Raw genomic sequence first — 14813 nt, 5'->3', positions numbered from 1 at the left:
CCGCTCTGGTGCCTTACTTCCTAGAGCGGCTTAATCTAATATACTGAAATTTAATGATAAATATAAAGTGTTTCGTATAAGGTGTATTATGTTAATTTTAGAAAAACTAACATTCATGCCCCTAGTTCATTTATAGCAAATCAATACCGAAATGGTGCAATATAGCTGCCCATGCAAGAAAAAGAAGAATGGTCATTACGTAGCAAATGGCTAGAGATAGCCAAAATCCATAACGCTGATAAAGTATTGGGAATGCTAAAAACATAGGTAATGTCGGTACTACATACCAAAAGGTATACCAAGCATGATTTGAAATTTTCTGCGGGTCTTGATTCTCAAGTTTCATCCATATCAGCACAAGTATCGTTACGATAGGCAAGGCTGCAATCAATCCGCCTAGACGGTCACTACGTTTAGCAACTTCTGAAATAAGTATGACCATTCCAGCAGTTAGAGCGTACTTAGCAATAAGCCAGACCATGTGCATTTCCTAGATGAATAGATTTATAAAGTTCTATTTTACAAACTGCTAAGTTATAAGCATCTGTTGAATTTACTATTAAAGGATAGAAAAATCTTTTATGACTTTTACATATATTCTTATTAAAGGAAAACTATTTTTAATCCTTTAAAATTGTTATAAGATAAACAAAATTTGTTGATTTTATAACATGAAAATATCATTACTGATCTCATCACTTCCCAGTCAAAGCACAACCGCAAGAATGCGAATTTGGCGTTCATTAAAGTCAAATGGTGCAGCAACTTTAAGAGATGGTGTTTACCTCTTACCCGAAGCACATTCTGAAAAATTCGAGTCTGTTGTTCATGATCATCTTAATGAACATGGGCATGCCTATATCTTTCAGACTGAACCTCCTGCACATTTAGACCTTGCTCAACTTTTCGACAGAACTGGAGAATATGAAGAACTGAGAACTGAAATTTCACAAATACAAAATACGCTTGAGGAAAATAAGAAAAAAGAACATCTCAAACAGATTCGAAAATTAAGAAAAAACCTCAATTCACTGATAGAAATAGATTTTTTCCCAAATACTCATCAAAGCAAAACACTGAATGAACTCACCCGATTAGAACAAGTTATTGCCCGGTTAGGTGAATACGATGAACCCAATAATTTTGAACAGCAATTAAAAGTCCTATGCAAGCAAGATTTTCAAAATAAAATCTGGGCAACCAGAAAGCGTCCTTGGGTTGACCGTTTGGCATCGGCATGGATCATTCAGAAATTTGTAGACCCTCAGGCAAAATTTATTTGGTTAGAGCATCCCAATGATTGCCCCAAAGATACCTTAGGTTTTGATTTTGATGATGCCCAATTTACCCATATCAATCATCTAGTCACTTTTGAAGTGTTAATGCATAGCTTTGAATTACAAAACCCTGCTTTAAATAAAATCGCTGAAATTGTTCATTTTTTAGATGTTGGGGGAAATGAGCCTGCCGAAGCCTTAGGCATTGAAAAAATCTTGCAAGGCTTAAGAAGCACGATCACAGATGATGATCAATTACTCCATCTTTCAAACCATATTTTTGATGGCTTATATGCAGACTTTCAAAGGAATTTAACATGAATAATAAGCCATCTTTAATAGATGAAACAGAAATTGAATCTATCAGCTTTTGGCAAGCATTCAAATTTTGGTTAAAACTGGGATTCATTAGCTTTGGTGGCCCTGCCGGGCAAATCGCTGTTATGCACCAAGAGTTAGTTGAAGAAAAAAAATGGATTTCAGAACAGCGTTTTATGCACGCATTGAATTATTGCATGCTCTTACCCGGCCCCGAAGCTCAACAACTTGCAACTTATATTGGCTGGTTAATGCATAAAACCAAAGGTGGCATCGTTGCAGGGGTTTTATTTGTTCTACCTTCTCTTTTTATCCTCATTGGGCTGTCTTGGGTCTATGTGAAATATGGCGACGTCCCGATCATTGCCGGTTTGTTTTATGGCATTAAGCCCGCAGTTGCCGCAATTGTATTTCATGCCACGTATCGTATTGGCAGTCGTTCATTAAAGAATAAATTTCTATGGGCGATTGCAGTTATCGCTTTTCTTGCAATATTTATTTTTAATATTCCTTTCCCTTTAATCGTTTTATGTGCAGCGATATCGGGTTATTTGGTCGGTAAAAAGTATCCTGATTTATTTAAGCTAAATGCACATCAGTCCAGTCAAAAATCCTATGGACGTGCAATTATTGATGATGATACCCCTACACCTGAACATGCTGTTTTTAAATGGTCTCATCTGATCAAAATAACTGTAATTTCAGCACTTTTATGGGCAATTCCACTCATCTCTTTAACAGCAGTTTTGGGATGGAGTCATTCTTATACTCAACTGGCTTGGTTCTTTACTAAAGCTGCACTTCTGACATTTGGTGGTGCTTATGCTGTTCTGCCTTACGTTTATCAAGGCGCTGTCGGTTTTTATCACTGGCTCACCCCAACTCAAATGATCGATGGTTTAGCCCTAGGTGAAAGTACTCCCGGCCCATTGATCATGGTGGTGGCTTTTGTCGGCTTCTTAGCAGCTTATAACCATTCGCTGTTGGGTGCTGAACATCAATTTATTGCAGGTGCATTAGGTGCAATCATCGTCACGTGGTTTACTTTTATTTTCTCATTTTTCTTTATCTTAGCCGGAGCACCTGTTATAGAGTCCACACACAATCAAATTAAATTTACTGCCCCTTTAACCGCCATTACCGCTGCCGTGGTGGGCGTAATTTTAAATTTGGCACTCTTTTTATGTTACCACGTGCTTTGGCCACAGGGTTTTGAAGGGAATTTTGATTATATCTCTGCCATTATTGCAATTTTAGCTGTAGTCGCATTATTTAAATTTAATCAAAGTGTGCTCAGAGTCATCATCGGTTCTGCTTTAGTGGGTTTAACGATTAAAATTTTACTATAAAGAATGAACACTAGAGGTATGGATAAAAAATCTATGCTTCTTTTGACACGATTCAAGGTATCTTCTTTCATATAAAAAATTAAAGAATATTCCACTAAATCACTCCCCATTTAACATAATGGCTGTTATGCGAAATTGAAGACTTGTAATGCAATTTGCATTACACTATTCCTAGTACATTAAATACTTGGGAAATATGATGGCTACTGTTAACTTCAGGGTCGATGAAGCCCTTAAAGAAAAATCTTATTCAATCCTTAAAGAGCAAGGTATTGCACCTACGGATTTCTTCACTAGTATTCTTGAGTATGTTGCTACGACTGGGAAACTGCCTGTCAAAAAAGCTTTGCTTTCGGAAGAAGATGAAGAATTATTAGCTCTTGTCCGTAAGCGCATTAATGATCCTAAAGAGATGTTTGAGGAAGTCACATTAGATGACTTATAAGCTTTTACGTCACAAGGACTTTATAGCAGAATGGGAAAAACTCCCTGTTGCTATACGAGATCAATTTAAAAAGAAACTAGCCAAAGTCATAGAGCAGCCACATATTCCAAAGAATATGCTTAGAGGCGATCTTGCAGGTTGCTATAAAATCAAATTATTAAAAGCTGGTGTCCGACTTGTCTATCAAGTTAAAGATGATCAGGTAGTTATCCTGCTCATTACCGTCGGAAAACGAGCTGATAGCATAGTTTATGACGAAGCGAAAAAGCGAATTAAAGACTAAAAATGGGAGCTTATAGCTCCCATTTTTGCCTTCGTATAAGGTGTATTATGTTAATTTTAGAAAAAACTTAAAATTATCTATTAGAGAATCATATATTTTTGGATTACTTATAAGTGAAATAGCACCTATATAGTGCAGGCTTAGCTAGAAAAACTATAACACTCTAAGAAAGTATGGGTTTTTATGTACAAGGCAATTTCATGAGAAGCCAGATGATAAAATTCGAGGCTCCCCAATTTTGTAAATCAAATATATGCAAAATAATGTGAGTAAGTCGGCAGTACCAGCATTAACACTGGCTGCACTAGGAGTAGTATTCGGCGATATAGGAACGAGTCCATTATATGCATTAAAAGAAAGCTTTCATGCGACACGCGGGCTACCTATTAATGAACTTAATATCTTGGGAATTCTCTCTTTAATCTTTTGGACCATTACCTTAATTGTTTCGCTTAAATATGTTTTGGTGATCATGAGAGCTGATAACAATGGTGAAGGGGGTATCATGGCATTACTCGCCTTAAACCTTAGGCAAAAAGGATTGTCCCGTGGAAAAAGACTGGCAATCATTATCTTAGGTTTCATTGGAGCATCCTTATTCTTCGGTGACGGTATCATCACCCCTGCTATTTCTGTTTTATCTGCAGTTGAGGGACTTTCTGTTGCTGCCCCGTCATTTGATCGCTTCATTATTCCAATCAGTATTGGAATTCTTATAGCTCTCTTTGCCGTTCAAAAACATGGGACTGCAATGATGGGGAAGTTTTTTGGTCCTATTACGCTGTTATGGTTCCTATCTATTGGTGCCATTGGCATTATGAGTATTATTCAAAGTCCATTTGTTCTTGCATTATTCAGCCCACACTGGGCTTTTTTATTCGTTATTAACAATCCTCTTATTTCATTTTTTGTGATGGGAGCTGTGGTTTTAACAGTAACAGGTGGTGAAGCCTTATATGCGGATATGGGACATTTTGGTATTTTACCGATCAAGTTAGGCTGGTTTTTAATTGTACTGCCATGTCTGATGCTGAATTATGCTGGACAAGGAGCATTACTGTTAAGAGATCCTTCGGCTATCACCAATCCTTTTTACCTGCTTCTGCCTTCAGCCCTTCTATATCCTATGATTATTCTGGCTACTGCAGCTGCAGTGATTGCCTCACAGGCTTTAATCAGTGGGGTATTCTCTATGGCTAAACAGGCAATACAGTTGGGATATCTACCTAGGCTTACAGTTTTACATACCTCCGCTTCGGAAATTGGACAAATTTATATTCCATTACTGAACTGGCTCCTGTTTATCTCTATCACCATCTTGATCTTAATATTTGAAAGTAGCAGCAAGTTGGCAGGTGCTTATGGTCTGGCCGTCACTGTGACCATGTTCTGTGACACACTGTTAGTAGCTTTTCTGGCTTATAGTTACTGGAAATGGAAAACATGGAAAGTCTTACTGTTCATTATTCCATTCGCCTTTATTGATCTGGTTTTGCTGAGTTCAAACCTATTAAAAGTCCTGATTGGAGGCTGGGTACCAGTCGTTATTGCGGTTATTGTTTTTACCCTCATGATGACCTGGAAAAAAGGCAGAGAGATTCTTCAGGACAAACTGCAGAAGGACACGCTTCCACTGAATGTGTTTCTTGAGCACCTTGAACAGACAGGTCAGAAAGTGAGTGGAAATGCCGTATTTTTAACTGGAACGCCTCAAGTCGTACCCCATGCGCTTTTACATAATCTAAAGCATAATAAAGTTCTGCATGAACGTAATTTTTTGGTGACAATCAAGACTTCTGAAATCCCGTATGTTGATGAAGCTAAGCGAATCGTTACTGAAGTACTAGAGAATGGTTTTTTCAGAATAACGATCCATTATGGATTTAAAGAAGAGCCTAATGTGCCTCATTCATTGAAACAAGCTTTTTCAGTACTGGATCTTGAGTATGACTTAATGAATATCAGCTTCTTTGTTTCTAGAGAAAGATTAATTCCAAGTCTGTCCAGCAAGATGTCTACATGGCGTGAAAAGTTATTTGTCGCAATGCAAAAAAATACCAGCCCTGTCAGTGATTTTTATAAAATCCCTTCTAACCGGGTGGTAGAGCTAGGTAGTCAGATTGAAATTTAAGAATTTCTAAAATGAATAGGCACCTTTAAATAAGGGTGCCTATCTGATCAGAATAAATCTTTTACTTTAATTTTCCAATAGTTGACCAATCTCTAAAGCTGAATAACCACGTTCTTTAAAGATCAAAATAATTGCTTTTTTATAATCTTCAGAAGTAGAGGTCTTATATTTTGTTATAAGTTGAATTTCAGAATTAAGCTGAAGGTCATTTTTTATCGTCAACACTTCCGTAGAGACTTTATTAAAAATCTTGAAATTAAACATACAGGCGCTCTTTATCAATATTATAGCGGCCCGACTACAACAAATACCTGCCTTAGCTCAGCTAGACACCCTTGGCTGCAAGGATTACAAATTAGACAAGATTCTGCAAGTTTTGCTCCATTGAAAGTATGAATATTCAACTAAAGAAGGTTCCATTTAACATAATGGGCGTTATACGAAATGCCTTTGTTAGAAACCATTTAAAGTGTCTATATTCTCACCAATAAAAATGTCTAGTTTATGATGGTTTTTACCATCATGGACTGGATATAAATTAGAGATGTTGATCACTATGTCTGACAAGGAAATTCAACGTCTTGCAGTTCTGCAAGACGTTCGAGATCATCGTATTACCCAGGTCCGTGCTGCTGAAATCCTGAATCTTTCCACTCGTCAAATTACCCGGTTATTGCAGAAACTCAATCAAGACGGTGTTTCAGGTCTGGCACATGCCAGTCGTGGTCAACCTGGCCATCATCGCCATGATGAGTTATTAAAATCAAAATGTCTTTCCATTATTTCTGAACATCTGCTGGGCTTTGGACCTACCTTGGCGCATGAGAAGCTCAGCAGCATATTTGACCTGAATATCCCGGTAGAAACGGTTCGGCGCTGGATGATGGCCAATGACCTCTGGATTCCGCGATCCAAGCGCCTTAAACGTCCATATCAGCCACGTTATAACCGGGATTGCTTCGGTGAGCTGATCCAGATTGATGGCTCATATCATGACTGGTTCGAAGGACGCGCTGCTAAGTGCTGTTTATTGGTGTATATCGATGATGCCACTGGAAAGCTGTTGCATCTACGCTTCTGTGAGGCGGAAACCACCTTCGACTATATGCTTTCAACCCGAGCCTACATTGAACAATACGGCAAACCTCTGGCCTTTTATAGCGACAAACATTCGGTATTCAGAGTTAATCAGAAATCCAGGAAAGACAGCCAGATCACGCAATTTGGGCGGATTCTGAACGAGTTAAATATTGATATTATCTTTGCCAACTCACCACAGGCTAAAGGTCGCGTAGAACGCGCGAATAGAACCCTTCAAGACCGTTTGATCAAGGAGATGCGTCTGGAAGGCATCAGTTCAATTGCCGAAGCCAATGCATGGCTACCCTGCTTCATTGAGCACTTCAATCAGAAGTTTGCCAAGTGTGCGAGAAACTCGAAGAATTTACATCGATCTTTAACGGAATCTGATGCTGAGCTGGAGGATATATTCACTTGGCAGGAACCGCGTAAGGTCACGAAGAACCTAACCATCACCTATGACAAGTGTATTTATTTGCTTGAACCGACAGAGCTGAATCATAAGCTTGTTGGGCAATACATTTCATTTCTGGAGTACCCGGATGGCACTGTGGCCCTCATGCATGAAGGACGGAAGATCAACTATAGCGTCTTCAATAAACTGGCTGGACTACAGCAGAATGAAGTGGTTGAGAATAAAAGATTAGGCTCAGTTCTGGCGCATATCCAGCAACAACATGAAGAGTTGGAGAAACAGAATAAACGTTCCCGTCTCAAGAAAAGTATGCCGAGTCGTAAAGCTCAGAAAGCTGTTATTGAACAAAGAAAGTTAAATCCTGTGCTTGACTCTTGTGGTTAAAAACAGGACATTTTAAATGGTTTATCACATAGACATTTTAATTGGTGAATAACACTAAGTGTAACTCCAAAATAGAAATGTCTATATTCTCGTTGAACGACACATCAGGTGTCATAAACGACACAACACCTGTCATGGAACGACATGACAGGTGTCATTTAAATTTAGACTTATAGCCGCTGAATGACAGATAATGCGAGATTTTTGACACATATTTCGAGATTGTTACATTAATGTGAAATCATTCATTAATGCTATCAACAGAAATAAAAAAAGGAGCTTCATGTGATCTTTCTAGTTGAAAGTGTATAAGTTGAAGAAGCAAAAAAATCAGCAAGCTTATCAGTGGCTTGCTGATTTTTTATTTATGTATATAAATAAGCTATATTGGAAATATTTATTAATATCATAAAGAAATTAAAGAATTTCTATCTCATTTTTGGACAATTTCGTATTACGAATAGAAATAAAACAAATCCAGTTTGCATGAGAAAATGTATGGAAAAATTCAACCGCATTGAACAAGTTTATGGTTCAATACTTTTTTCACAGTAAAAGTTAATGACGACATGATAAATCGAAACGGTAATGTTACCACGTTGAAGTTCTTCTTTCCCCATCCAAAAGGTGTCTGAATCTTCACCATTTACAGTCTCAAGAACATAACCTTTTACTTTGGCAAAACCTTTGTGCTGACGTTGTTTTATGTGGTTCTTATACTTATCTAAGAGAGTGACAAAATCTTTATCGAATGCATATACGACAACAAATATCGTATTAAAGCCCTCTTGATCATACCCCGCCAACTTATCCATATGGTCATTGATATCGGTAGTACCCCATTTAAGAAGGCGAAACGCTTCAAATAACGCAATACGTCTACTTTGATTGTTATCTACTATAACGCCATCCACCTCACCATAGCTTTTACCTGAAGATGAACTACCTATTTGACTTTGATCCGAAATATGAAGTGGAGAGCTTTTTTCTCTCATGTTAAAAAGACTACAAAACCATTGATTAATTCGATCTTCGTTTGCTGGCTTACTAGAATATCCAGATGAGGATTCCTCATCTTTAACAGGTATGTAAATATTTTTACTGCGACTAAGCAATTCTTTAGAGACTGAAGAAACTATTTCAACTAAATACTCTTCAACAGTGCTGTTATTTGTTATCTTCACATATGTTTCGACATTACTACCGTTAATCAGTTTAAAGCTAGTTGCTAGTTGCTGAGTACTTCTTTGATTCCTTTCTGCAAAACGATGGATATATTGCGTAGCAGATGACTCCTTCGCTAAAGCATTCATTATAGAGTCGTTGATTTTGGCTAATTCATCTGACAGAGCTTCGTATTGACCTAGGAATTTAATATAAGCTGAAAATGCTATATCTGCTTCTTTTACGAATTTATGCTTGAGCAGTAATTCACAGTAAGGTGCAAGTAACTGAGGAAGAAATTTCTGAGCTGAGCTCAATAGTTTCCATGTTTCCCTCATTGAACTGATGTCATTAATCGTTAAGTAAGCATGCATTACTCCTGATATCCACGGTAATGGATAACTCGGGATATCAGACCATTGTGCTTTTGCCGACTGTTTTACTTCTGACAAAGCCTTTCGAATCAAAGTAATATTTGAAGCTTCATGATGGTTAGCAAGATACGCATGTAATAGCATTAGAATATGTTCTGGGTTATTAGTATCTTCGACCAATCTTTCCAAAATACGAATGCTCTTATTGGTATCTTTATCGATTAAATAGTATGCTAGATAGTAGCGTCTAAAATGTTCACATTCGTTGTAATGATTTTTCTCGTTATAGGTAAATGGAATAGGGATATCGTTAATATGAGATTGAAAATCAGGGTCGTATTCATCTTGATTAATAGCAAATAATGTAACGTCTAATTTATATTGATAACACTTTATCAATTGGCGTTTTTCAGCAAAGAGGTGATGGTGCTGATTTTTGAACCTACCTTCATTCAGCTCATGACTAGCTTGAGTGAGAACGGTCAGAGCTAGGTCAAATTCAGAAGCACTGTATGCTGATACGAATGTTTTTTCTAAGACATCTAAAGAGCTTTTATCAATATTGTCTACTGCGAGTTTTGTGATTGCTAATTTGATAAGCTCTTTTCTTGCAGGATGAATACAAGCCTCCATCAATTGGAAAAGCTGTGAGTTTGTTAGGATCTCGTCATTTGAATCAAGAAAGCTTTCGAAGTCTGAATCATCGATTTTGTTTATGTAGACACAAAAATCAGGCCATAGATCGTAAGCATTTACTCCAATAGTGTGAAATAATCCAACTCTTTCATTAGTGCCAAAGCCTAAATTGTCAACGATAGATATATTTCTTTTATGCAATTTATTTAAATGTTGGCAAGAGTCATGATTTGCAACCGACATCAGTATTTGAAAGTAACAACTTATAGCTCTTTTCGCTTCATACGGAGAATCATTTGTGCATAGCAGAGCAGATGACCAATCAGTTTTATGTCTTTTAGAAATTGACAATATCCGTTGTACATTATCTTCAATAACTAATTTGTACCAAGGGAACTGTTTAATAAGGATTGAAGCATCTAGGTTTGATTTTTTCCCTTCAAGATTTAATATTAGATCTTGCTCTAGCTCATTAGTAATAAGGTTAATTAATTCACTTATATACACCTGAGCGGTATCAAGAGAATTCCTATCGATGAAATCATATAGCCACCATAACAAGAAATATTTGTTATTACTGAGATTAAAAATCGCTGGATTCGGATAAGCGTGTTCGCTTAAATCCACTTTTTTAATACTATCAATCATTGATAGTATTTGATTAGGCTGTTGATGCTTTAAAAAGTTGTCAAATAATGGGCGAATTCAAACATGAGGTGCGACAGTTTCAAAAGCCATATGATAATCAACAAGCTGAGCAAATTTCTCTAATGGTGTAAGCCAATCTAACGCCTTTCTAGGACGAGTATTCAGTGACATGGCAACTTGATTTAAATAATGCTGATCTGCCTGATTTAAATCAATCCCTTTAGGTAAATATTGCCTAATTAAACCATTCATATTTTCGCATGTGCCTTTTTGCCAAGGTGAATGTGGGTCACAGAAATATACATCTATGCCTAAATCTTCTTCGAGTATTTTATGTTCTGACATCTCGCGTCCACGGTCATAGGTCAACGTTTTACGCAGTTCTGCAGGTAAATATTTCAGAGCTTCAGTTAAAGCCTTGCGCACTGATTCTGCCTTTGCATCAGGTAATGTTGCCAAGATACAGAGCCGTGTATTTCGTTCAATAAGTGTTGCTATCGAACTTTTATTGTCTTTACCTTTAATTAAATCAGCTTCCCAATGACCCGGTATTTTTCTTTCTTGAACTTCGGCTGGGCGCTCATGAATAGTTTTAATATCCTGTAATATAGAATCTTTTTTAGGTTCACCGTTAGCTTTTCGCTTTTTATTTTCATGACGCAGACAGGATAATAAGTCTTTTTTCAACTCACCCTTGGGTAATGCTCGTATCGTTGAATAAATCGTTGTATGGCTTACATTCATTGTTTGATCCAAATCAGGAAATGTCTTTAAACGCTTTGCTATTTGCTGAGGAGACCATAAACAACGGATCGCTTCAACAATAAATTTCCAGAGGATTGAATCGATTTTGAGTTTTCTGTGACCACGTCTACGTCTAGCGAAGGTGTTATCAGAAGCATATCGAGCTTGATAAACGTCATTGATGCTATTTCTTTTAAGCTCACGATAGATCGTACTAGGATGTCTTTTAATGAGTTCAGCAAATTTTCTGGCTGAAAAGCCTTCTTTTCTTGACTCAAGCATTAATGCAGTACGATCTTCAAAGTTAAGATGATGGTATGACAATTTTATATACTCCATAAACCCTTTAAATTAATTAGGTGGTTTATGTCGCACTTCAAGTTTTACTCTGCCATGTGTAGTAACGTGAATCTTTAAAGTCATTTTTAAACAACCGTAAGTTATCAGTTAATACAAAAACAATATCAATAAAGTCTTCACTACAATGAAAGTTGTTAGAATTTGTTTCTGAATATTTTCGGGAAATAAAAATCTCTAATTCTTCTAAAATGCTGCGATTTGAAATCTGATTCGCAATGTCATTATAGAAATAGGAAAACCAAAATATTGCGAAATTACATGTATCTACTCTAGATAGGAGAAAGCAGAAATATTTAGGTAATAATCGAAATCGAAACAAATCACTAAAGAGTAGTTGTTTAAGTAAAGGGTGTTCCAAAGAAAATTCAATCAGTTCTATAAGTTTATGAGGATAAAATAGCGAATGGTTATCAATACAAATGCTTTCCTCTAAAAAATCCGAAACTAACCAACTATAAAAGTATCCAACCCTGTGGTGATAAGTTCTGCTTTCTAAATGCTCCTGTATCTGAAAAAATTCATTTTTACTAACCTGAAGTGATGAATGAGAATTAAAGGAAGGCAGAGAGCTTTCTGTAATCACATTTTTTCTAGGCTGGTTTACACATTTGTCAGTATTATTCGTTGTTCCGCTCGTTGGTAAAAGGTCAATTGACATGGTTATCACTGGAGTATAGTTGCGAACAATGTCTGAAAAAAAATTACTATTTGATATTGAACGTGTTAAATCTCTAGGTACAGGTAGCTCTAGTAAATGTTTTGTCAGCTCGACTGTATAAGCTTTGTACTCTGCTTCTGAAGTCACATAATTAAGAATAGGGAGAGCACAACTACACGTTAATCGCATGATACGTAGCCATTTTCCAAAGGCTTCATTAGCGTTAGCGGAGTTGGAAAGTAACATCTGCCATAAAAAGGTACTAACTAACTGGTTAAGGTTATGCTCTCTTCCGTTAAATACATAAAAATTATCTTCTTTTTTAACATAGTTGAATAAAATGGATGTGCTAGGGAATTCTCTATCCCATATATCTTCCGATACACAGAGGTTGGTTTTTTTATATCCATCTTGACCATACTGGATATGTTGTAAAGTTCTAAGAGTTTCTATTATGGGAACTAGAGAGTCATCAACTTGCCGCTCAAGGTCGTGTTCTAAGTTACAAGTAAGCAAAAGGAAATCAGCCTCAAATGTTATAAGGCAGCATTTTTCTAAATATTCAATTTCAATGCCTTTATTAATCGGTACAAGTTCGCCATTACGTTCCCATAACTTAGTACCATCAAGAAGCCCAGTTACACAGTTTCTATCTAGAGGTTCTGTTGTAAGTGAAGAGTACATTAAAAATGTTGCTAAATCCTCAGCTTCTTTTTGTTGTTCTAAACTGTAGAATTTCTGCGAATCAGATGGGGCTCGTGTGGATAGCTCCAAAAGAGATTTAATCTTCGACCAATCCCTTGAATGCTCGACATGATTTGCAGCCATAGTACATTCTCTAAATTTAAACGAATAGATAGAAACTTATATTATTTAATTCAACTATATAGGTATATGATACACCGAAAATTCAATAAGATTCCTATCAATTATTTAGAAATTAATGCAACGGGATAAGGCACTTTACCTATGACTCTTCATGCCAAACCAAGATATTAATCAACTATTAGGAAAAGTAGGTCAAAAAAGGTTATATGTGTTTAGAATTTTGGTGGCTATTCAACCATGATTTCCTCAACATCCTTAAATTTTTCTAACTTAATAATAAGTTAGAAAAATTATTATGAATCAATCTTTCTATTTCGCTATATGGCATTTTTAAAATTTCACTTAATTGTTTGAGTGCGATTGCAACATCCCACGGCATTGCAGATACTTTATTAACTTGAGCAAATGGTCCATCCGTTTCTGTTATTAACCTATCAATAGGTATTTCCTTGACGAGCTCTATAGCACGTTTACTTTTTAACATCGCAGGTCCCACACTAAACCAACAGCCCAGACTTATTGCTCTTCTCAACTCAGTCTTATTGCCTGTAAACCAGTGTAAAATTGGCACTCCAGCTTTTGGATACTTTTCAATAAAGTTTAGAACTTCGCTAGTTGCATGACGGCTATGAATACTAAGTATTTTTCCACCAGCGTTTGTACATGCTCTTAAAATATGTTCAAAAACCATCGTTTGTATATTCCAATGATCTTTAAATTCCTTTCCACCATCCAAACCAATTTCACCAATATATCTAGTTTTAGAAATCAATCGATCAAATAATGGGAGTTCTGAATACCGCTCATGTGCAATTTGAGGATGTAGTCCTAATGCAGTCTTTATACGAGGAAAATTGATACTAAGTGCATTCGTCCCCTCCCATGCACTTGGTGTTGTAGTTACAGATAGAACATACATATTCATATTTACGATATTCTGTATAACATGAACCACATTAGGATAGAGGTCTAAATGTGCATGAAAATCAATCATACTAGACCTAAATCTCCAATAAATTTTTGCATTTCTAACAAACCTCTCTCTACAGTATCTTGATGTTTTTGCTTATCTTGATCTGGTATTAAATTAGAGCTCAAAGATGCACCAATCCACTTTGAAGTCCCTAACTCTTGCCTATTTAAAATTGCTATACGCATCGAAAACACATCATCAAAACATTTCAATTCTGGAGTATCCGGATGGCACTTTGGCCCTCATGCATGAAGGACGAAAGCTCAACTACAGCATCTTCAATAAATTGGCTGGGCTACAGCAAAATGAGATTGTTGAGAATAAACGGTTAGGTTCAGTCCTGGCGCATATTCAACAGCAACATGAAGTATTGGAAAAACAAAATAAATGTTCCCGGGCCAAGAAAAGTATGCCGAGTCGTAAAGCTCAGAAAGCTGTTATTGAACAAAGAAATTTAAATCCTGTGCTTGACTCTTGTGGTTAAAAACAGGACATTTTAAATGGTTTATCGCATAGACATTTTAATTGGTGAATAACAGTGTTTTTAATATTACTTTAAGATCAGTATCTTATCGTTATTCATACCCTCTGGAACGTTCTCGTTCAACCGACTTGGAAACAAGTCGGTTTCTTTTTAAGCAAAACTGTAACTTTTAGCCAATAAAGTTGATCAAAAAACATTCGTTTTTGCATTTTTTCCTGATTTCTCAAGGGTCACAGTTCAGAAATAATCCCCAATTTCTGCG

The 14813-nt window shown here is 36.5% G+C and carries 13 protein-coding genes and 1 pseudogene; 7 read left to right on the top strand and 7 right to left on the bottom strand.

All coding sequences use genetic code 11. From position 1 onward, the window contains the following. Positions 1-130: 130 nt before the first annotated feature. Positions 131-481, bottom strand: coding sequence for a DUF3147 family protein (locus ACSC9N_RS17315; RefSeq protein WP_004644745.1), 351 nt, complete (start codon positions 479-481; stop codon positions 131-133). A 190-nt stretch (positions 482-671) separates the two neighbouring features. Between ACSC9N_RS17315 and ACSC9N_RS17310 the strand changes: the two genes are divergently transcribed. The 5 genes from ACSC9N_RS17310 to ACSC9N_RS17290 all read left to right on the top strand — a co-directional run bounded on the left by ACSC9N_RS17310 (position 672) and on the right by ACSC9N_RS17290 (position 5803). After that, positions 672-1598: a chromate resistance protein ChrB domain-containing protein gene (locus ACSC9N_RS17310; protein ID WP_026055779.1), complete on the top strand. Its 927-nt coding sequence runs from the start codon at positions 672-674 to the stop codon at positions 1596-1598. Beyond that, entirely contained in the window at positions 1595-2944 is a 1350-nt protein-coding gene (gene chrA / locus ACSC9N_RS17305; RefSeq protein ID WP_004644748.1) for a chromate efflux transporter, read from the top strand. Before ACSC9N_RS17310 ends, chrA begins: the two co-directional genes overlap by 4 nt. Before the next feature lie 199 nt (positions 2945-3143). Further along, entirely contained in the window at positions 3144-3389 is a 246-nt protein-coding gene (locus ACSC9N_RS17300; RefSeq protein WP_000246756.1) for a type II toxin-antitoxin system RelB/DinJ family antitoxin, read from the top strand. After that, positions 3379-3672 (top strand): type II toxin-antitoxin system RelE family toxin, encoded by a 294-nt coding sequence (locus tag ACSC9N_RS17295; RefSeq protein WP_125280690.1) that lies wholly within the window; start codon positions 3379-3381, stop codon positions 3670-3672. Before ACSC9N_RS17300 ends, ACSC9N_RS17295 begins: the two co-directional genes overlap by 11 nt. 253 nt (positions 3673-3925) lie before the next feature. Further along, on the top strand, positions 3926-5803 hold the full coding sequence (locus tag ACSC9N_RS17290) for a potassium transporter Kup (protein WP_151726438.1): 1878 nt from the start codon (positions 3926-3928) through the stop codon (positions 5801-5803). A 66-nt stretch (positions 5804-5869) separates the two neighbouring features. On the opposite strand, the gene ACSC9N_RS17285 is transcribed toward ACSC9N_RS17290, so the two are convergent. Continuing rightward, complete coding sequence (locus tag ACSC9N_RS17285; protein ID WP_004282105.1) at positions 5870-6067, bottom strand: hypothetical protein; 198 nt, start codon at positions 6065-6067, stop codon at positions 5870-5872. A 280-nt stretch (positions 6068-6347) separates the two neighbouring features. Between ACSC9N_RS17285 and ACSC9N_RS17280 the strand changes: the two genes are divergently transcribed. Beyond that, positions 6348-7682, top strand: coding sequence for an ISNCY family transposase (locus tag ACSC9N_RS17280; RefSeq protein ID WP_042084965.1), 1335 nt, complete (start codon positions 6348-6350; stop codon positions 7680-7682). Between the two features lie 527 nt (positions 7683-8209). Here ACSC9N_RS17280 and ACSC9N_RS17275 read toward each other — a convergent pair. From ACSC9N_RS17275 to ACSC9N_RS17255, 5 genes are all read right to left on the bottom strand, one after another. Then, complete coding sequence (locus ACSC9N_RS17275) at positions 8210-10504, bottom strand: hypothetical protein (protein WP_439036153.1); 2295 nt, start codon at positions 10502-10504, stop codon at positions 8210-8212. 57 nt (positions 10505-10561) lie between these two features. Then, positions 10562-11587, bottom strand: coding sequence for an IS30-like element ISAba125 family transposase (locus ACSC9N_RS17270; RefSeq protein WP_004994718.1), 1026 nt, complete (start codon positions 11585-11587; stop codon positions 10562-10564). A 37-nt stretch (positions 11588-11624) separates the two neighbouring features. Beyond that, a complete protein-coding gene (locus tag ACSC9N_RS17265) occupies positions 11625-13094 on the bottom strand; it encodes a hypothetical protein (RefSeq protein WP_439036152.1) in 1470 nt (489 codons plus the stop codon). 265 nt (positions 13095-13359) lie between these two features. Next, positions 13360-14088 (bottom strand): Qat anti-phage system TatD family nuclease QatD, encoded by a 729-nt coding sequence (qatD, locus tag ACSC9N_RS17260; protein WP_151707590.1) that lies wholly within the window; start codon positions 14086-14088, stop codon positions 13360-13362. Beyond that, entirely contained in the window at positions 14085-14252 is a 168-nt protein-coding gene (locus ACSC9N_RS17255; protein ID WP_171494589.1) for a hypothetical protein, read from the bottom strand. Before ACSC9N_RS17255 ends, qatD begins: the two co-directional genes overlap by 4 nt. Here ACSC9N_RS17255 and ACSC9N_RS17250 point away from each other — a divergent pair. Further along, positions 14213-14551, top strand: a pseudogene (locus ACSC9N_RS17250) (ISNCY family transposase); the annotation flags it as partial. The gene ACSC9N_RS17255 and the pseudogene ACSC9N_RS17250 sit on opposite strands and share 40 nt — an antisense overlap. Between the last annotated feature and the right edge of the window lie 262 nt (positions 14552-14813).

It is taken from the genome of Acinetobacter sp. PC34 (assembly GCF_051789135.1).
Lineage (GTDB): Bacteria > Pseudomonadota > Gammaproteobacteria > Pseudomonadales > Moraxellaceae > Acinetobacter > Acinetobacter johnsonii.
Note: the sequence above shows the minus strand (reverse complement) of the source record. Positions and strands in the feature narration are given on the sequence as shown.